Below are 16,927 nucleotides of genomic sequence, written 5' to 3'. Positions count from 1 at the left end.
CCTTTCGTTGGGATTACGCCTGCCGCGCCTTGCGGTCGCGCAGCGACTGCATCAGGCGGCGGGCGAGGCCGGGCTTGTTGACCTGCCTTGCGCGGCCCAGCGCCATGGCGCCATCGGGCACGTCCTGCGTGATGACCGAGCCAGAGCCGGTCATCGCCTCGTCGCCCACGCTGACCGGCGCGACCAGCATCGTGTCCGAGCCGATGAACACGTCGCGCCCGATGCGGGTCCGGTGCTTCATCACACCGTCATAATTGCAGGTGACGGTGCCCGCGCCGATATTGCTGCGCGCGCCCAGATCGGCATCGCCGATATAGCTGAGATGCCCGACCTTGACGCCCTGATCCAGCACCGCGTTCTTGATCTCGACGAAATTGCCGACATGGGCGCTTTGCCCCAGCTCTGCCCCCGGACGCAGCCGGGCAAAGGGGCCGACACTGGCCCCGGTCGCGATGTGGCAGCCTTCGAGGTGGCAAAAGCCCAGGATCTCGGCCCCGCCTTCGACGGTGACGCCGGGGCCGAAGATGACGTTCGGGCCGATGATCGCGTCGCGGCCGATCCGGGTGTCGAGGGACAGGAACACCGTCTCGGGCGCGGTCAGGGTGACGCCCTGGGCCAGAACCTCGGCCCGGCGGCGGGATTGGAAGATCGCCTCGGCGGTGGCGAGTTCGGCGCGCGAGTTGACGCCGAGCGTCTCGGCCTCGTCGCAGACCACGACGGCGGCGCGGTGCCCGGCGTCGCGCGCCAGCGCCACGAGGTCGGTCAGGTAGTATTCGCCCGAGGCGTTGTCATTGCCAAGCTGCCCGATCAGCCCGCGCAGCAGGTCTGCGTCGATGGCCATGACGCCGGAATTGCACAGGCTGATGGCGCGGGTGGCGGCGTCGGCGTCCTTGAACTCGGTGATGCGCAGCAGATCGCCCGCCTGATCCGTGACCAGCCGGCCATAGCGCCCGGCGACGGCGGCGTGAAAGCCCAGCACGACCACCGGCGCCTCATCCGCGACCATGCGGGTCAGCGTCTCGGGCGCGATAAAGGGGGTGTCGCCGTACAGCACGATCACCCGGCCGCTGAAGCCGTCAAGCTGCGGCAGCGCCTGCGCCACCGCGTGACCGGTGCCCAACTGTTCGGTCTGCAGCGCGATCAGCGCGTCCGGGTCCAGCCGCCCGACGGCGGTCTGGACGGCCTCGGCGCCGTGGCCGGCGACGACGATGATGCGGTCCGGCTGCAGGCTGGACGCGGCGGCAAGGGCGTGGCCAATCATCGGCACCCCGCCCAGCCGGTGCAGCACCTTGGGCAGGTCCGACAGCATTCGGCTGCCCTGTCCGGCCGCCAGAATGACCACTGCAATGTCGCGATTGTCCTGTTCTGCCACCATGCCGCCCGCTTTCGCTGTTTGCCGTTTTGTCACCGGCGGTTTACCTCTTGCGCGGCAGGGGCCGCAAGCGCCCGCTGCATCACAGCTCTTGTCGAAAGGTTACAGCATGGCGGGAACGGTTGTCTTCGATCTGGACGGCACGCTGGCCGACACGGCAGGCGATCTGATCGGCGCGGCCAATGTTGTGCTGGCCCGGCGCGGCTTGGGCGGGCTGGACCCGGTCGGCGACGCGGCAATCGCGTTTCGGGGCGGCCGGGCGATGCTGCGGGCAGGTTACGCCCGCGCCAGTGCCGGGTTCCTGATCCCGCCCGGTGCCGAGGATGAGGATTTCGGCGCGCTGCTGGATGCCTATGACGCGGGGATCGCCGTGCATACGCAGCTTTATCCCGGCGTGGCGGATGCGCTGGCGCGGCTGGCGGCGGATGGCCACCGGCTGAGCATCTGCACCAACAAGCCGCAGGCGCTGGCGGAAAAGCTGCTGGATGCGATGGGAATTCGCAATGCCTTTGCCGCGCTGGTCGGGGCCGACACGCTGCCGGTCCGCAAGCCCGATGCCGAACCCTACCGTCAGGCCGTGCTGCGCGCGGGCGGAGAGATCACGCAATCCTTCCTGCTGGGCGATACCGAGACCGACGCCCGCACCGCCGCCGCCGCAGGCGTGCGGCTGGCGCTGGTCAGCTTCGGCCCCGAAGGCGCCGACATCGCCCGGCTGTCACCCCATGCGATGCTGGATCACTTCGACGATCTGCCAGACCTTGCCCGGAACTGGCTGGGCTAGCCCCCGGCGCCGGATCGGATGACAACATCGACGGTCTCGGCCGGGCTGCCGGTCACGCCCAGGATCGCACCGATCACCGCGCAGGCGATGATCGCATAGCCGCCGTCGATCACCGACAGCAGCAGCGGGCGTTTCACATAGGTATTGTTCAGCAGCATCCACGGTGCGATGATCAGCGCCCCGATGGCCAGCCCAAGGCCCAGCCCCTCGGCGAGGGTCGCGATGCCCGCGATGCGAAAGATCATGTCGATGGCCGAGGCGATGACCAGCATCGCCGCGCCCGAGATCAGATAGGGCATGGGCGAGGATTTCCGCGGCTCGCCGATATTGCGCACCTGCACGCCCGAGACCCGCGACCACGGCCGGGCCAGCACCATGTACCACAGCGATCCGCAGACCCATGCGACCACTGCGGCCGCGATAATGACGACTAGTTGCATCCCGCCCCCGTTTCCGCCGGTGCTGTCATTCCATCCCGGCAAGCTGCATGATGATCCGCCACTCCGCCTCGGTCACCGGCTGGACCGACAGGCGCGAGTTGGTGACCAGCACCATATCCTTGAGGCGCGGATCGGCCTTGGCCTCGTCCAGCGAGACCGGACGCTTCAGCGGCTTGACCGCGCGCAGGTCGACGCATTCCCATTTCGGATCGTCGGCGGTGCTGTCGGGATGCGCCTCGGCGATGACCTCGGCGATGCCCACGCATTCCTTGCCGATGTTCGAGTGATAGAACAGGCCCAGATCGCCGATCTTCATCTCGCGCATGTTGTTGCGGGCCTGATAGCTGCGGACGCCGTCCCATTCCTCGCCCGCATCGCCCTTGGCGACCAGATCGTCAAAGCTGAACACGTCCGGTTCGGATTTGAACAGCCAGTACCGCATCAGCCGATCACCCGCTTCCACTCGTTGATCTCGACCGAGGCGAACAGCCCGGCCTTGCCATAGGGATCATCCGCCGCCCAGGCCTTGGCCGCGTCCAGATCGGCCACGTCGAGGATCGCGAGCGAGCCGGCCATGCGCCCGTCCTCGATCAGCGGGCCGCCCAGAAACAGCACGCCCGATTCCTCGGCATAGCGCAGATGGTCGGCGCGGGTCTGCATCCGCAGATCGAGGCTGTCGGGCTTGTCACGGCAGATCACGGCGAAATAGGGCATCATTCTTCCTTTAGCGGGCGGGTCATCAGGGTTTCCATGGTCTGTGCCACGCTTGCGCTTCCCTGGGCAAGGGCCGCGACGGCATTGGCGATGGGCATGGCGATGCCCTTGTCGCGGGCCAGCACGCTCGTCGCGCGCGCGGTGGCCGCGCCTTCCACGGTCACGCCGCTGTCGAAAGGCACGCCCTCGCCCAGCGATTTGCCATAGCGAAAGTTCCGCGACAGGGCAGAGGTCGAGGTCAGCACCAGATCGCCCAGCCCCGACAGCCCGGACAGGGTTTCCGGCCGCGCACCCAGCCGGGTCGCCAGCCGCACCATCTCGGCGAAGCCGCGTGTGATCACGGCCGCACGGGCGCTGTCGCCATAGCCCGCGCCGATGGCGACCCCGGCGGCAATGGCGATGACGTTCTTCAGCGCACCGCCCAGTTCCGCCCCACGCAGATCGTCGCTGCGATACAGCCGCAGGACCGGCGTCGACAGCGCGTGCTGCAAGCCCTCCAGCCCCGGCGCGGTCGAGGCGAGCGTCAGCGCCGTCGGCTGGCCGCGCGCGATATCGGCGGCAAAGCTGGGGCCGGTCAGCGCCGCGACGCGGGCCTTGGGACAGGCCCGCAGGATCAGGGTCGAGGGCGATTCGCCGGTTTCCAGATCGATCCCCTTGGCGGTGTTGATCAGCCAGCGCCCGTCCAGGTCGTCCCCGTGCAGCGCCAGAAAACCCCGCAACGCCTGCGCCGGCAGAGCGATAATCACCCGCTCGGCGCCGGTCAGCGCAGCTGCCAGATCATCGGTCAGCCGCACCGCCTCGGGCAGGGTGACACCGGGCAGCCGGGTGGTTTCGCGCGCCTCGGGCAGGCGCCGGCCCCACAGCGTCACCGGACCGGTCCCCGACAGCGCCACTGCCAGCGCGGTGCCGAACGCGCCTGCCCCCAGAATCGTGGTCATGGCTGTCCCCTGCTGACATGGATGCGGGCGACGCTCATGCCTTGGCCCCGCGCTTGCCGGCGCCCAGCATCGGCGCGGCGCTCTGGTCCAGCGGCCAGCGCGGCCGTCCCGCCAGCGTCATGTCGTCGCGGCGGCCCATGCGGAAGGCCTCGATCCCGGCCCAGGCGATCATCGCCGCATTGTCGGTGCACAGCGCCAGCGGCGGTGCGACAAAGGCAGCGCCGGCCTGATCCGCCACCCGCTGCAGCGCCTCGCGGATCGTGCTGTTCGCCGCGACCCCGCCCGCCACCGCCAGCACCGGCACCGGACTGGCGGCCAGCGCGCGGCGTGTCTTTTCGGCCAGCACATCGGCCACGGCGGCCTGAAACCCGGCGCAGAGATCGTTGCGGTCCTGCTCGTGCAGCCCGCCTTGCGCCGCCACCAGCCCGTCCCGCACCCGCAGCACGGCGGTCTTCAGCCCTGAAAATGACAGATCGCAGCCTGGCCGATCCAGCAGCGGCCGGGGCAGGTCAAAGCGTCCCGCGTTCCCATTCCGGGCTGCGGCCTGGACCGCCGGGCCGCCGGGCTGGGGCAGGCCCAGCAGCTTGGCGACCTTGTCGAACGCCTCGCCCGGCGCGTCGTCGATGGTGCCGCCAAGGCGTTGAAACTGCTCGGGTCCGGTCACATGCAGGAACTGGCAATGCCCGCCCGACACCAGCAGCATCAGATACGGAAAGCCGATCCCGTCCGTCAGGCGCGGCGTCAGCGCGTGGCCGGCCAGATGGTTGACCCCGACCAGCGGCAGCCCCGTCCCGGCCGCGATCCCCTTGGCCAGCATCACGCCCGCCATGACCCCGCCGATCAGCCCCGGCCCGGCCGTGACCGCGACCCCGTCCAGATCGGCCAGCGTCAGCCCGGCGATGGCCAGCGCCTCTTCGACACACAGGTCCAGCTTTTCGACATGGGCGCGGGCGGCGATTTCCGGCACCACGCCGCCAAAGCTTTCATGCAGCGCCACCTGACCCGCCACGACCGAGGCAAGGATCGTGGCATCGCTGCGCACGATGGCGGCGGCGGTGTCGTCGCAACTGCTCTCGATGCCAAGAAAGGTCAGGGTCATGGTTGCGGCCTTGGGCGCGATGGTATTAGCAACTCAGATAGCCCCCAGAAGCCGAGGCCGCAATGACCGCCCCGATATGCCTGCTGACCCGACCCCACGCGCAGTCCGTGGCCTTCGCCCGCGAATTGCCGGGGATCGAGATGCTGATCGCGCCCATCCTGCGGATCGAGGCGCTGCCCTTCGACCCGGCCCGGATCAGCGCCGCGCCGGGGATCGTCTTTACCTCGGCCAATGCGGTGCCGCTGGCAGGTCCCGGCAACGGCAAGCCCGCGCTGTGCGTCGGCCCCCAGACCGCCGAGGCCGCCGCCGCCGCCGGCTATCAGGTCGAGGAAGGCCCCGGCGATGCCGAGGGCATGATGCCCATGCTGCCGGGGCGCGAGGAATGGCTGCACCTGCACGGGCGCCACCGCGCGCGCGAACTGCCGGTGCAGGGGATGGCGATCTATGACCAGATCGCCCAGCCCCTGTCGCCCGAGGCCATCGCGCTGCTGAGCGGCGACCGCCCGGTGATCCTGCCGCTGTTCTCGCCCCGCAGCGCGACCCTGCTGGCGCAGGCGGCGGTGTCCGCCGCCGCGCCCATCGCCACGGTGGCGATCAGCGTGCGGGCCGATGAGTGCTATGACGGGCCGACGCAAGCCCGGCTGATCGCCGAGCGCCCCGAGGGGGTTTCCATGGCGCGCGCCATTCTGTCGCTGCGTGACCTGGCCGATTTCGCGGAACGAAGCGAAAAGCCGTGGGTTGAGGCGGCAGAGGGGCGTCGCTAGACTGCCCGATACGGCGGTCCTGTTCTTTCGCCGACTGCCAGTTTTTCAGGGGGATATGACGTGGCCACGTCCAAGGGTGCCGACACCGACAAGAACACTGCTGCCGACAAGGCCGGGACAAGCTCCTCTGGCGCTGCGCCACGCAAAACGGCGTCCGAAACGCCGGTGGTGCCGTCCGAGCCGGTCGAAGCGGGGACCGCTGGCCCTGCCGCCAAGACACCCCCCGCGCCGCCGGTCGAGTCCTCTCTGGTCGGGACGCCGGTTGCGGGGCTGGACGCGGCTGCGCCCAAGGCGGATTTGGGCCGAGCGGACAAGGTTGGTGCGGCGAAATCTGACGTGACCGATACACCTGCAACGTCGGCGAAGAAATCCTCGGTGCCCGAGGTGGCGAAGCCGTCGAAATCCGCCGCTGCGGGTGCGAAGCCGGTCAGCGGCGCCGCCGACCGGCCTGCGAGTTCCGACTCGGTCACCAAGCCGGGCAAGCCCAGCGATACGTCCGGCAGCACCACCCGCTCCGACCCACCCGCTGCGCCCCGCGCCGATCGGGCGGACCGGCGGTCTAGCTTTGGCCCCTTGGTTCTGGGTGGCGTCGTTGCCGCGGGGCTCGGTGCGGCGGCGGCGGTGTGGGTCTTGCCCGCCGCCTCGCCCTATCTGCCCTCAAGCTGGCGCCCCGCTGACACCGCCATCGACCCCGTGACGCTGACCTCTCAGGTGACCGAGGCCGCCCGTCAGACGGTTCAGGCGGAACTGCCGACCTTGCGCGATCAGGCGGCCCAAGCCGGTGCCGAGGCCGGCGAAAACGCCGCCCGGCAGGCGCTGGAAACCGCCGTGCCCGCCGAGCAGGCCGCCGCGCAGCCCGCCGGCCTGACCGAGGCCGAGGTGCAGTCCATCGTCACCGCGCAACTGCAAGCGGCACTGGCCGAGCGCGCCCCCGAGGCAGCCGCGCCCGAGACGGCTGCCAGTGAGACAGCGTCCAGTGAGACTGCTTCCACCGACGCCCCGGCGACGGAGTCTGCCGAAACAGCCAGCGCAGACACCGCCCCCGCGCAGTCCGAACAGCCCGCCGGACCCGACCTCGCGGCGCAGATCGAGGATCTGGAGGCGCGTCTGGATCAGCAGGCCGAGCGGATCGCGGCGCTGGACAGCCGCCCGACGCTGGACCCGCAGGCGGTCGAGCAGGTGCGCGGCGTCGCCGCCGATGCCGAACGCATCCGCTCGGAAATCGAAACCGCCGCCGCCGAGGCGCGCGAGCGTCTGGACAGCGTCAAGGCCGAGGCTGAAAAAGCCAGCGACCGGGCGCAGGCGGTGGCCTCGCTGGCGCTGCTGGGCGCGGTGCTGAACGGTGGCGAGGGCTCGCCGACCGAGGCCGTGGCGCAGTTGCAAGAGGCCGGCGTCACCGTGCCGGAACCTCTGGCGCAGGGCGATCTGCCGACGCTGGACCAGTTGCAGATGGGCTATGACGCGGCCGCCCGCGCCGCGCTGACCGCCTCGCTCAAGGCGGAATCGCCGCGCCGGGGGCCGGTGGGCGCGATCGGGAACTTCCTGCGCGTGCAGACCGGCGCCCGCTCGGTCGAGCCGCGCGAAGGTGACGATCCCGACGCCATCCTGTCACGCGCCGGGGCGCTGGTCGGGCAGGGGCAGGTGCAGGCCGCGCTGGATGAACTGGCCGCGCTGCCAGAGCCGGGGCAGAAGGCGATGGCCGACTGGACCGCGCAGGCGAAGGCCTGGCTGGCCGCCGAAAAGGCGCTGCAAGACGTGTCGCAATCGCTGAACTGAAGGAACAAACATGCTCGCCTCGCTTCTGAAAATCCTTCTGTTCTTCGCCATCATCCTGGCCGTGGCGCTGGGCTTGAACGCGCTGTCCGCGCAGGCCGATGGGCTGCGCATCGTCTTTGCCGGCACCGAATACACGCTGGGTCCGATCCAGACCGTGGCGGTGGTCGCGGCGCTGATGCTGGCATCATGGGCGATCATCAAGCTGCTGGGCATGATCTGGGCGTTCCTGCGCTTCGTCATGGGTGACGAAACCGCGATCAACCGCTATTTCGCCCGCTCGCGCCGCGAAAAGGGCATCGAGGCGCTGTCGCAGGGGCTGCTGGCCGTGGCCTCGGGCGAGGGGCGGCAGGCGCAGGATCAGGCCCGGCGGGCCGAGAAATATCTGGGCGATCTTTACGCGACCCGGCTGCTGGCGGCACAGGCGGCGGAAACCGCAGGCGACGATCAGCGGGCCGAGGCGGTCTACCGCGAGATGCTGGTCGATGACCGCACCCGCTTTGTCGGCGTGCGCGGGCTGATGCGCCAGCGGCTCGACCGTGGCGACACGCAATCCGCGCTGCAACTGGCGCAACAGGCCTATGCGCTCAAGCCCCGCCACGTGGGGATTCAGGACACGCTGTTGCAGCTGTCCACGCGCGAGGGCGACTGGAAGGGCGCGCGCAGCGTGCTGAAGGACAAGCGCCGTCAGGGCGAGTTGCCGCAGGATGTCCATATCCGCCGCGACGCCGTGCTGGCCCTGCAAGAGGCGCGCGACGTGCTGGCGCAGGGGAACTCGATCTCGGCGCGCGAGGCGGCGATTTCGGCCGCCAAGGCCTCGCCCGATCTGGTGCCCGCCGTGGTGCTGGCGGCGCGGACCTATGCCGATCAGAAGGACCGCCGCAATGCGGAGCGTCTACTGGAAAAGGCGTGGTCGGTGCGCCCCCATCCCGATCTGGCCGAGGCCTATGCCGCGCTTGTCCCCGACGAGACGCCGACCCAGCGTCTGCGCCGCTTCGAGGCGCTGATGAAGCGCAATCCCGACGCCGAGGAAACCCGGCTGCTGCGCGCCGAACTGCTGCTCGCGGCCGAGGATTTCCCCGCCGCCCGCCGTGCGTTGGGCGATCTGGCGGAGACCCACCCGACGACCCGTTCGCTGGCGATTATGGCCGCGATCGAGCGTGGCGAGGGCGCCGACGACACCGCCGTCCGCGCTTGGCTGGTCAAGGCGATGGGCGCCTCGCGCGGGCCGCAATGGGTCTGCGACAAATGCGAGGGCGTGATGGAGGATTGGGCGCCGGTCTGCGCCCATTGCGGCGGTTTCGACACGCTGAGCTGGCGCGAGCCGCCCCATCCGCGCAGCCCCGCCGCGACGACGGGGGCCGAACTGCTGCCGCTGCTGATCGGCAAGCGCGCACCGGGCGAACCGCCGGCCGAGGCCGGATCGGCCCCGGTCGCCATCGACCCGCCCGCACCGCAGCCGCGCCCCGCCCCGGTCCGGCCGGTCGCGCCGAATGTCGCGCCGGGCATGGTGCCGCGCGAATCGGATTTCGAGGATGAACCCTCGCGCACCATCACCGACCCGGAAATCACCATGCCGCCCGCGACGCCCCCCAAGCCTGAGACGGTGCGGGCCGAGGAGGCAAAGCCGGTGAACCGCGACGAGGCGCCCACGAAAGCGGCCCCGCCCGCAGCGCCGCCCGCGGCCGATCCGGCAAAGCCCGCCCCCGCGGCCGAGGCCCCCGCGGGCAAGAAGGTCGTGGTGAAGGCCGGACCGAAGGCTGACACCAAGGCGCCCGATGTCATCGTGCTGCCCGCCGACCCGATCCGCCCCGACGTGGAACTGCCCGAGGACCCCGACCTGCCGCCCGCCAAGCCCACGCGCCGCGCCTCGGCCCAGCTGGGCGACGGCGACATGCCGCCGCGCCCCGACGTGGAGCCGGTCGATCCCAAGGAGCGGATGCGCAAGCCATAGGCGTCTGACTGGGGGAAGGGAGACCGGATCAAACCGCTGTGCGGCGGCCATCCGTTTACACCCATAGGTGCGACCATGGTGCGGTCCCCCCGTGGTGCGGGTGCGCGCAAGCCGACTGCCCACCCCCCCCTGATCCCTTGACCGCAGGGGGTTCGGTCGGCACTAGTGGCAGGGACATTCAAGCCGCGAAGGGAACCGACATGACCAACCGCCTGAAGATCGCCGCCATGGCCTGCGCCTCTGCCCTGATCGCGGGGTCCGTGGCCGCGCAGGATGCCTGGCCCACGCAGCCGGTTCACGTCTATGTCGGCTTCCCCGCCGGCTCTTCGCCCGACCTGCTGGCGCGGATCGTGACCGAGCCGCTGGCCGAGCGTCTGGGCCAGCCGGTGGTGATCGAGAACAAGCCCGGCGCGGGCGGCGTCATCGGCATTCAGCAGATGCTCGCGGCCAAGGATGACGGGCATAATTTCGGCACCACCATCAACGGCCCGCTGACCACCTCGCCCCGGCTGGTCGCCGATCTGGGTTATGATGTCGAGGCCGACATCGCCCCTGTCACGCTGATCGCGACCTCGCCGCTGGTGCTGGCGGTGGGCAAGGACGGGCCGGACGATCTGGCCGGTTTCATCGAGGCCGCCAAGGCCGAACCCGAGGCGCTGAGCTATGGCTCGGTCGGGCAGGGGTCGGGCGCGCATCTGACGGCGGAGCTGTTCGCCGACCGCGCCGGGGTCGAGATGCTGCACATCCCCTTTACCTCTTACGCCGAGGTGACGACCGCGATCATCGGGAACGAGATCGAGTCCGGCTTCATGGCGCCCTCGGCCGCGATGGGGCATGTCGAGGCCGGCAACATGAAGATGCTGGGCGTGACCTCGGCCGAGCCCTTCGCGCAGATCCCCGACGTCCTGGTCATGGCGGGGCAGGCGGGTCTGCCCGATGATTTCCGCGCCGAGCTGTGGAACGCCTTCATCGCGCCCGCCGGCACCGATCCGGCCATTGTCGAGCGGCTGAACACCGAGATCAACGAGATCCTCGCTGACCCCGAGGTGCAGGGCAAGCTGCTGGATATGGGCTGGGTGGCCGTGGGCGGCTCGGCTGACGAGCTGGCCGCGCGGATCAAGGATGATACGCAGGTCTGGGGCGCGGTGCTGGACCGCGTCGACGCAAAGTAGGGCAGATGCAGGACAGACAGGATCTCGCGGCCGGGGCAATCCTGGCCGCGATTGGCTTGGCGGTGGCCGGATATGCGGCGCTGCATTATGACATCGGCACCCCGCGCCGCATGGGGCCGGGCTTTTTCCCGCTGGGTCTGGGGCTGGCGCTGGCGCTGCTGGGCGGCAGCGTGGCGCTGCTGCGCGGCGGCCAGTTGATGCCTCGGCCCGCGCTGCCGGAACTGGTGGCGGTGCTGTCGGCCATCGTGATCTTTGCGCTGGGGGTCGAGCGGCTGGGCCTGGTCCTGACCACCTTCGTCAGCGTGCTGGTCGCCTCGGCCGCAGCGCCGCGGGGCGGCATCCTGTGGCGGCTGCTGCTGGGCTGCGGCGTCTGCGTCATCGCCGTCGGCGTCTTTCATCTGGCGCTGGCCATGAACCTGCCGCTGTGGCCGCGCCGATGAGCGGGCTGGACGGGTTCCTGCACGGCCTTGCCGTCGCCACCTCGCCCGAGGTGCTGGTCTGGTGCGTGCTGGGCGTGGTCCTGGGCACCTTTGTCGGCGTGTTGCCGGGGATCGGGGCCATGGCCACCATCTCGCTGCTGCTGCCGATCACCTATTACATCAGCCCGGAAAGCGCGCTGATCATGCTGGCAGGGGTCTATTACGGCTCTCAGTACGGGGGCGCGGTGGCGTCGATCCTGCTGCGCCTGCCGGGGACGCCGCAATCGGCGGTCACGACGCTGGACGGCTATCCCATGGCCCAGCAGGGCCGGGCCGGGGTGGCGCTGTTCGTGTCGATGATGTCGAGCTTTACCGGCTCGATGATCGGGATCGCGGTGCTGGTCACGCTGTCGGGGATGCTGTCGCGGGCGGCCACGGCCTTTGGCGCGGCGGATTACGCGGCGATGATGGTGCTGGGGCTGGTCGCGGCCTCGACCATCGGGTCGGGCAGCGCGGCCAAGGGGCTGGCGATGGTGGTGCTGGGGATGATCCTGGGCTGCGTGGGGACGGACGTGAACTCGGGCGTGCAGCGGTTCACCTTCGGGCAGACGCAATTGCTGGACGGGATCAACCTTGTCGCGCTGGCGATGGGGCTGTTCGGCGTGGCCGAGGTGATCGGCAATATCCGCCAGGCCGAGCGGACCGGTCCGCCGCCCCATGTGGCACTGCGCGCCTTGATCCCGACCCGCGACGATCTGCGCCGGATGCCGATGCCGACGCTGCGCGGGGCGGCACTGGGCAGCTTTTTCGGGGCGCTGCCGGGGACGGGATCGACGCTGTCCTCGTTCCTGTCCTATGGCATGGAGAGCCGCATCGCGCGTGAGCCCGAGCGGTTCGGCAAGGGCGCGGTCGAGGGCGTGGCCGGCCCGGAATCGGCCAACAACGCCGCCGCGATCACCGCCTTCGTGCCGACGCTGACGCTGGGGATACCGGGCGACCCGATCATGGCGCTGATGCTGGGCGCGCTGGTCATCCACGGCGTGCAGCCCGGCCCGATGATGCTGCAGGCCCGGCCCGACATGTTCTGGGGGCTGGTGGCGAGCTTTGGCATCGGCAACCTGCTGCTGCTGATCCTGAACCTGCCGCTGATCGGGCTGTGGGTGTCGATGCTGCGCCTGCCGTTCCGCTGGCTGTATCCGGCGATTCTGGTCTTTGTCTGTCTGGGGGTCTGGTCGGTGCGGGGGGCGAGCTTCGACATCCTGATGGTCGCCGCCATCGGGGCCGCCGGCTATGCGCTGACGCTGGCGCGGTTCAGCCCGGCGCTGCTGCTGCTGGGTTTCGTGCTGGGCCCGCTGATCGAGACGAACCTGCGCCGGGCGCTGCTAATCTCGCGCGGGGACCCGATGACCTTTCTGGAGCGCCCCATCGCGGCGGTTTTCGTCATCGGCACCGCGCTGTTGCTGACCCATTCCGCGTGGCGGGCCATCCGGGCGCGGCGTGAGGCCCGGCCCGCTGTCTAGCTCCGCCGTCTAGTTTCCGCCGCGAAGGGCGGCGACGTCGGCGGCGGTGGCCTCGTCGCTGTAGCTGTTGCCGAAATGGGTGCGGATATAATTGGTGACGGCGGCCACGCGTTCATCGTCGAACTGGTCACCAAAGCGCGGCATGCCGTGATAGCCGGTCACCAATACGTCGATCACGAAGTGCCGCGAGCGCAGCTTGGGGTTTCCGGCCAGCGGCGGATAGGCGCCCGCGCCCTCGGCCCCCTTGCCGTCTTCCATGTGACAGGCGCGGCAGGTGGTCTGATAGAGCGCGCGTCCATCGGTCTGGGTAAAGCGATGCCCCTGCTGCGAGAACTCGGCGAGGATCGCGTCCAGCATCGGGCCAGAGCGCACGATCTCTTTCCGCGCCTGTTGGTCCTGCGCGCGCGCCTTCGGCGGGCCGGGGATGGTGACGAAGCCGGAGCTTTTGCGGGACTGGGCACCGTTCGCTGCGCCGGAGGCGGTCGCGTCCTGCGCGTCGGCGGCAGCGGGTTGCGGATCGCGCGGCGCCTCACCGCGCGGCGCGGCAGGGTCGCTGCCGTTCATCCGTTCCGCCTCAGCCGCTCCGTTCCGCGAGGCAGCGCCATCCAGGCTGTCAGGCGCGGGCGGGGTGCCGGATTGCGCCGACTCGACGGGCCGGGTGGGGGATTCGGGGCCGACGACCGGCGCGTCCTGCGCGAAGGCAGGGGCGGCAAGCGACAGGCTCAGCAAGGCGAGCAAGCAACGCATCACGCATTCTCCCGTTGGTCCAGCCGGCTGACGGTATCCAGCGCCGACAGCAGCGCGCCTTCGATCCAGGCGGGGATATGAGAGCAATGCTCGCCCGCCAGCACCAGCCGGTTGTCGATCTCGCAGAGCGTTTCGTAATGCGCCCGGCGCAGATCCTCGGTCCACTGGCCATAACATCCCAGCGTCCACGGCACCCGGTGCCATGCCCAGGACACGCCCGACATGAACTCGGTGTCGTATTGCGGGTGGATCTGGCGGCCGTAATGCAGCGCCGCGGCGATCCGTTCCTCGTTCGACAGGCTGGACCATGTGTAGGTGTAGTTCCGGCCGGCGGTATAGGTGTCATAGGCCGCCTGGATCACCGCCGGCCCCTTGGTGAAAAAGCCGTGGCTGGGATAGGCGATCTGGACGATGGGCAGGTCGGTATAGCTGATGCCGCCCGCGATCCAGTCGTCCTCCTCCCAGAAGCGGCGGCGGAATTCCAGCGCGACCTTGAAGGCCGAGGCATAGGGCACCGCGCCGATGGCCTTGCGCAGCTTGTCCGAGCAATCGACCTGCAACTGCGCCAGCACCGACAGCGGGATCGTGCAGATGCACCAATCGGCGCTTTCCTGACGCAGCTCGCCGCCGCGGCCGCCGTCTTCATAGCTGACGGTGACGCCGTCATCGCCCTGCTGGATGCGGGTGACGCGGGCGCCATACTGGATCACGCTGCCGACCTGACGGTGAAAGCCGTCGGCGATGCCGTCCATGCCGCCGACCGGCTCGAACATGGGGGATTCATGTTCGTAGCTGTTGAAGTTCAGGATCTGGTTCCACAGCCCCGACTGCAGCAGCGGCGACAGGTCCATCGGGGTCGAGGGCTCTTTTTCCGGCATCAGCCCGCCGCCCGGCAGCACGTCCCAGCCGCGATATTCGCCCAACGCCTCGGTGCTGCGGTACCGCAGATCCTTGTCCAGAACCCCCCAGTCGCGCAGCCCTTCCAGCAGCTTTTCGCGGTCCTCCAGCGACACCGCCTCGTCCAGCGCGCCTTGGTTGACCGCCTTGGCCAGCAGTTCCGAGACATTGCCGCGGATGTCCTTTTCCACATGGCCCACGCGCTGCGGCTTGCCGCCAAAGGCGTGTTGCGAGTGCAGATAGGCCTTGTCGTTCTTCATCACGAACGGCTCGATGGGGATGTTCAGCTCGCGGCAGTAATCGAAAACGGCATAGTGGTGGATCGGCAGCCGCCACGGGCCTGGGTTCAGATAGCCGTCGCTTTCAAAGTCGCAGTCGATGACGTCGCCGGCCAGATCGGTATAGCGATCGCCGCCGCGAATGGTCATCACCCGGCCGCCATGGCGGTTCTGGTATTCGAGGATCTTGACCTCGTATCCGGCCTTGCGCAGCTCGTAGGCTGCGCACATGCCGGCGATGCCTGCGCCCAGGATCAGCACCTTCTTGCCGCCTCTGGGGCCTTGCAGCGAGACGCCGTCGCGGTATTCGGATTCGGCCGCGAAGCCCATCGAGGTCATCGCCTGATACATCGCCGCGCTGCCCGCAACCTTGCCGATCATCGCCAGCAATTGTCGTCTGGTCGGGGTCGAAAAGGTCATGGCGTCGGCTCCTGTGCGGGGGTGTTGTTGCGGCGGCGCATGACCAGCCATACGATCCAGCCGATCAGGGCCAGCAGGATGATGATGCCAGCCCAGGCCAGCGGCGGGGCCAGCCGGACCAGCAGGGGCGGGTCCTGTCCTTCAAGGATCGCGGCCACGTCGTCGGCGGTGATCTGGCTGTCCTGATGCCCGCCCCAGGTGACGCGCAGGTAATTGGCCATGGTGGCGATCTCGGCGTTGTCCATCTCGTCCGCGAATCCGGGCATCCCGGGTGCGCGGTAAAGCGTGCGGGCGCTGATGCCGTGGACCAGCACCTGCACGAGGTTCGTGGGATCGGGGCGGCGCAGCGCCAGATTGTCCTGCAGGGGCGGGTAATAGGCCGAGGGCTGGCCGTTCCCGTCGACGCCGTGACAGGCGGCGCATTTGTCCAGATATTGCGCCTGAACCGGGGTCAGGTCGGTGCGCTGGACGGCCTCGGCCAGTTCGGTGCGGATCTGATTATACAGCACCGTCGGCTTGCGCCCCTGCTCGGGGGCGAGGAAGGCCGCTTGCGTCGGCGTCGCCTCGTCCGCGTCGCGGCCCGAGGGCAGCGCCTGCAGATAGACGGCGATGGCGGTCAGGTCGTCCTCATGCAGATGGCTGGTGGCGTGTTCCACCAGATCGCCCATCGGCCCCGCGGCTTGCGCCACGTTCATCGAGTGGCCGTCGCGCAGGTAATCGACAATCGCCTCGGTCGACCAGGCGCCCATGCCAAGAACCGGGTCGCCGGTCAGGTTGGGGGCCAGCCAGCCATCGATCATGGCGCCCTGCAGATAGCGGGACTGGTCCATGGCGAACAGCGCGTTGCGGGGCGTGTGACATTCGCCGCAATGGCCGAGATGATCGACCAGATAGGCGCCGCGCTGAATCTGCGGATCGTCTTGCAGGATGCGGTCGGTCTCACCCAGCGCCACGGCAGACCACAGGCCCATGCCGGTGCGGATGTTGAAGGGGAAAGGCAGGTCGGTCTTTTGCGTCAGCGGCCGCTCGACCGGGGGCTGATCCATCAGCCAGGTGTAGAGCGCGGTGATGTCGTCGTCGCGCATCCCGCGATAGGACGCGAACGGCATCGCCGGATACAGGCGGTGGTCCGGCGCCACGCCATCGCGCAGCACACGTTCCAGATCGGCGCGGTCATAATCGCCGATCCCGTATTCGACCGAGGGGCTGATATTCGTCGCCACGATCTCGCCCATGGGCGAGTCGATGACATAGCCGCCGGCCAGATCCTCGCCGTGGCAGGACATGCAGCCGCCGGCGCGGGCGATGTATTCGCCCTCTTCGATCAGGCGCGCGTCCGGGTCGCCTTCGGCAGAAAGAGCGGGCCCGGCGCAGATCAGCCCGATACCTAGTGCAAGCGCCAGAGGCGAATGGCTGAATGGCCCGTCGCGTGTCATGGATCGCATCTCCCCTCGTCCGCGGCGTCCCCAGGGTCGATGGGGCGCTGTTGTTGAACCTCAATTCGCAGGCGCGCGGTCCGTTCCATGCCAAAATTCATCACGCTGATTTCACGCGAAAGTTTTCTTTCGTGAGGGGGCCACAACCGCCGCATCCGGCGCGGCGGGGCAGATCGGCCCGCCTTGGCCCCTGCCGCAGCGGC

16 protein-coding genes are annotated in these 16,927 nt (G+C 69.3%); 7 read left to right on the top strand and 9 right to left on the bottom strand.

Annotation, left to right across the window (positions count from 1 at the left end; all coding sequences use genetic code 11):
* Positions 1-13: 13 nt before the first annotated feature.
* Complete coding sequence (gene glmU, locus CYR75_RS10830; protein WP_101500054.1) at positions 14-1,375, bottom strand: bifunctional UDP-N-acetylglucosamine diphosphorylase/glucosamine-1-phosphate N-acetyltransferase GlmU; 1,362 nt, start codon at positions 1,373-1,375, stop codon at positions 14-16.
* A 106-nt stretch (positions 1,376-1,481) separates the two neighbouring features.
* Here glmU and CYR75_RS10825 point away from each other — a divergent pair, with 106 nt between their 5' ends.
* Positions 1,482-2,153, top strand: coding sequence for an HAD-IA family hydrolase (locus tag CYR75_RS10825; RefSeq protein WP_101500053.1), 672 nt, complete (start codon positions 1,482-1,484; stop codon positions 2,151-2,153).
* Here CYR75_RS10825 and CYR75_RS10820 read toward each other — a convergent pair.
* From CYR75_RS10820 to tsaD, 5 genes are read right to left on the bottom strand one after another with little or no spacing between them, the layout of a single operon-like run.
* On the bottom strand, positions 2,150-2,593 hold the full coding sequence (locus CYR75_RS10820) for a DUF1761 domain-containing protein (RefSeq protein ID WP_101500052.1): 444 nt from the start codon (positions 2,591-2,593) through the stop codon (positions 2,150-2,152). The genes CYR75_RS10825 and CYR75_RS10820 overlap by 4 nt on opposite strands.
* 25 nt (positions 2,594-2,618) lie before the next feature.
* Positions 2,619-3,035: an EVE domain-containing protein gene (locus tag CYR75_RS10815; RefSeq protein WP_101500051.1), complete on the bottom strand. Its 417-nt coding sequence runs from the start codon at positions 3,033-3,035 to the stop codon at positions 2,619-2,621.
* The gene (locus tag CYR75_RS10810; protein WP_225972690.1) at positions 3,035-3,310 is read right to left on the bottom strand and encodes a YciI family protein; all 276 of its coding nucleotides are present in this window, start codon (positions 3,308-3,310) and stop codon (positions 3,035-3,037) included. The genes CYR75_RS10815 and CYR75_RS10810 overlap by 1 nt, the downstream gene beginning before the upstream one ends.
* Positions 3,307-4,245 (bottom strand): NAD(P)H-dependent glycerol-3-phosphate dehydrogenase, encoded by a 939-nt coding sequence (locus CYR75_RS10805; RefSeq protein WP_101500049.1) that lies wholly within the window; start codon positions 4,243-4,245, stop codon positions 3,307-3,309. Before CYR75_RS10805 ends, CYR75_RS10810 begins: the two co-directional genes overlap by 4 nt.
* Before the next feature lie 34 nt (positions 4,246-4,279).
* Entirely contained in the window at positions 4,280-5,344 is a 1,065-nt protein-coding gene (gene tsaD / locus CYR75_RS10800; protein WP_101500048.1) for a tRNA (adenosine(37)-N6)-threonylcarbamoyltransferase complex transferase subunit TsaD, read from the bottom strand.
* 62 nt (positions 5,345-5,406) lie between these two features.
* Between tsaD and CYR75_RS10795 the strand changes: the two genes are divergently transcribed.
* The 6 genes from CYR75_RS10795 (at position 5,407) to CYR75_RS10770 (ending at position 12,946) form a co-directional block, all read left to right on the top strand.
* Entirely contained in the window at positions 5,407-6,108 is a 702-nt protein-coding gene (locus CYR75_RS10795; protein ID WP_101500047.1) for a uroporphyrinogen-III synthase, read from the top strand.
* 60 nt (positions 6,109-6,168) lie between these two features.
* The gene (locus tag CYR75_RS10790) at positions 6,169-7,884 is read left to right on the top strand and encodes a COG4223 family protein (RefSeq protein WP_158644640.1); all 1,716 of its coding nucleotides are present in this window, start codon (positions 6,169-6,171) and stop codon (positions 7,882-7,884) included.
* A 10-nt stretch (positions 7,885-7,894) separates the two neighbouring features.
* Complete coding sequence (locus CYR75_RS10785) at positions 7,895-9,835, top strand: heme biosynthesis protein HemY (protein ID WP_225972689.1); 1,941 nt, start codon at positions 7,895-7,897, stop codon at positions 9,833-9,835.
* Between the two features lie 200 nt (positions 9,836-10,035).
* The gene (locus CYR75_RS10780) at positions 10,036-11,007 is read left to right on the top strand and encodes a Bug family tripartite tricarboxylate transporter substrate binding protein (RefSeq protein ID WP_101500045.1); all 972 of its coding nucleotides are present in this window, start codon (positions 10,036-10,038) and stop codon (positions 11,005-11,007) included.
* A 5-nt stretch (positions 11,008-11,012) separates the two neighbouring features.
* Positions 11,013-11,447, top strand: coding sequence for a tripartite tricarboxylate transporter TctB family protein (locus CYR75_RS10775; protein ID WP_101500044.1), 435 nt, complete (start codon positions 11,013-11,015; stop codon positions 11,445-11,447).
* Positions 11,444-12,946: a tripartite tricarboxylate transporter permease gene (locus CYR75_RS10770; protein ID WP_101500999.1), complete on the top strand. Its 1,503-nt coding sequence runs from the start codon at positions 11,444-11,446 to the stop codon at positions 12,944-12,946. Before CYR75_RS10775 ends, CYR75_RS10770 begins: the two co-directional genes overlap by 4 nt.
* Before the next feature lie 9 nt (positions 12,947-12,955).
* On the opposite strand, the gene CYR75_RS10765 is transcribed toward CYR75_RS10770, so the two are convergent.
* The 3 genes from CYR75_RS10765 to CYR75_RS10755 are packed head-to-tail and all read right to left on the bottom strand — an operon-like array spanning position 12,956 to position 16,724.
* Positions 12,956-13,693, bottom strand: coding sequence for a c-type cytochrome (locus tag CYR75_RS10765; protein WP_101500043.1), 738 nt, complete (start codon positions 13,691-13,693; stop codon positions 12,956-12,958).
* A complete protein-coding gene (locus CYR75_RS10760; protein WP_101500042.1) occupies positions 13,693-15,288 on the bottom strand; it encodes a flavin monoamine oxidase family protein in 1,596 nt (531 codons plus the stop codon). The genes CYR75_RS10765 and CYR75_RS10760 overlap by 1 nt, the downstream gene beginning before the upstream one ends.
* A complete protein-coding gene (locus CYR75_RS10755; protein WP_158644638.1) occupies positions 15,285-16,724 on the bottom strand; it encodes a cytochrome c in 1,440 nt (479 codons plus the stop codon). Before CYR75_RS10755 ends, CYR75_RS10760 begins: the two co-directional genes overlap by 4 nt.
* Positions 16,725-16,927: the final 203 nt, after the last annotated feature.

It is taken from the genome of Paracoccus jeotgali (assembly GCF_002865605.1).
Classification (GTDB): domain Bacteria; phylum Pseudomonadota; class Alphaproteobacteria; order Rhodobacterales; family Rhodobacteraceae; genus Paracoccus; species Paracoccus jeotgali.
This window is presented reverse-complemented; position numbering and strand designations above follow the sequence as displayed.

What these genes read in the sequence shown, in the direction of transcription:
- CYR75_RS10765 (WP_101500043.1), bottom strand. Translation starts at nt 13,693, where the DNA reads ATGCGTTGCTTGCTCGCCTTGCTGAGCCTGTCGCTTGCCGCCCCTGCC.
- CYR75_RS10825 (WP_101500053.1), top strand. Translation starts at nt 1,482, where the DNA reads ATGGCGGGAACGGTTGTCTTCGATCTGGACGGCACGCTGGCCGACACG.
- CYR75_RS10770 (WP_101500999.1), top strand. Translation starts at nt 11,444, where the DNA reads ATGAGCGGGCTGGACGGGTTCCTGCACGGCCTTGCCGTCGCCACCTCG.
- CYR75_RS10810 (WP_225972690.1), bottom strand. Translation starts at nt 3,310, where the DNA reads ATGATGCCCTATTTCGCCGTGATCTGCCGTGACAAGCCCGACAGCCTC.
- CYR75_RS10820 (WP_101500052.1), bottom strand. Translation starts at nt 2,593, where the DNA reads ATGCAACTAGTCGTCATTATCGCGGCCGCAGTGGTCGCATGGGTCTGC.
- tsaD (WP_101500048.1), bottom strand. Translation starts at nt 5,344, where the DNA reads ATGACCCTGACCTTTCTTGGCATCGAGAGCAGTTGCGACGACACCGCC.
- CYR75_RS10785 (WP_225972689.1), top strand. Translation starts at nt 7,895, where the DNA reads ATGCTCGCCTCGCTTCTGAAAATCCTTCTGTTCTTCGCCATCATCCTG.
- CYR75_RS10760 (WP_101500042.1), bottom strand. Translation starts at nt 15,288, where the DNA reads ATGACCTTTTCGACCCCGACCAGACGACAATTGCTGGCGATGATCGGC.
- CYR75_RS10780 (WP_101500045.1), top strand. Translation starts at nt 10,036, where the DNA reads ATGACCAACCGCCTGAAGATCGCCGCCATGGCCTGCGCCTCTGCCCTG.
- CYR75_RS10775 (WP_101500044.1), top strand. Translation starts at nt 11,013, where the DNA reads ATGCAGGACAGACAGGATCTCGCGGCCGGGGCAATCCTGGCCGCGATT.
- CYR75_RS10795 (WP_101500047.1), top strand. Translation starts at nt 5,407, where the DNA reads ATGACCGCCCCGATATGCCTGCTGACCCGACCCCACGCGCAGTCCGTG.
- CYR75_RS10755 (WP_158644638.1), bottom strand. Translation starts at nt 16,724, where the DNA reads ATGACACGCGACGGGCCATTCAGCCATTCGCCTCTGGCGCTTGCACTA.
- CYR75_RS10815 (WP_101500051.1), bottom strand. Translation starts at nt 3,035, where the DNA reads ATGCGGTACTGGCTGTTCAAATCCGAACCGGACGTGTTCAGCTTTGAC.
- CYR75_RS10805 (WP_101500049.1), bottom strand. Translation starts at nt 4,245, where the DNA reads ATGACCACGATTCTGGGGGCAGGCGCGTTCGGCACCGCGCTGGCAGTG.
- glmU (WP_101500054.1), bottom strand. Translation starts at nt 1,375, where the DNA reads ATGGTGGCAGAACAGGACAATCGCGACATTGCAGTGGTCATTCTGGCG.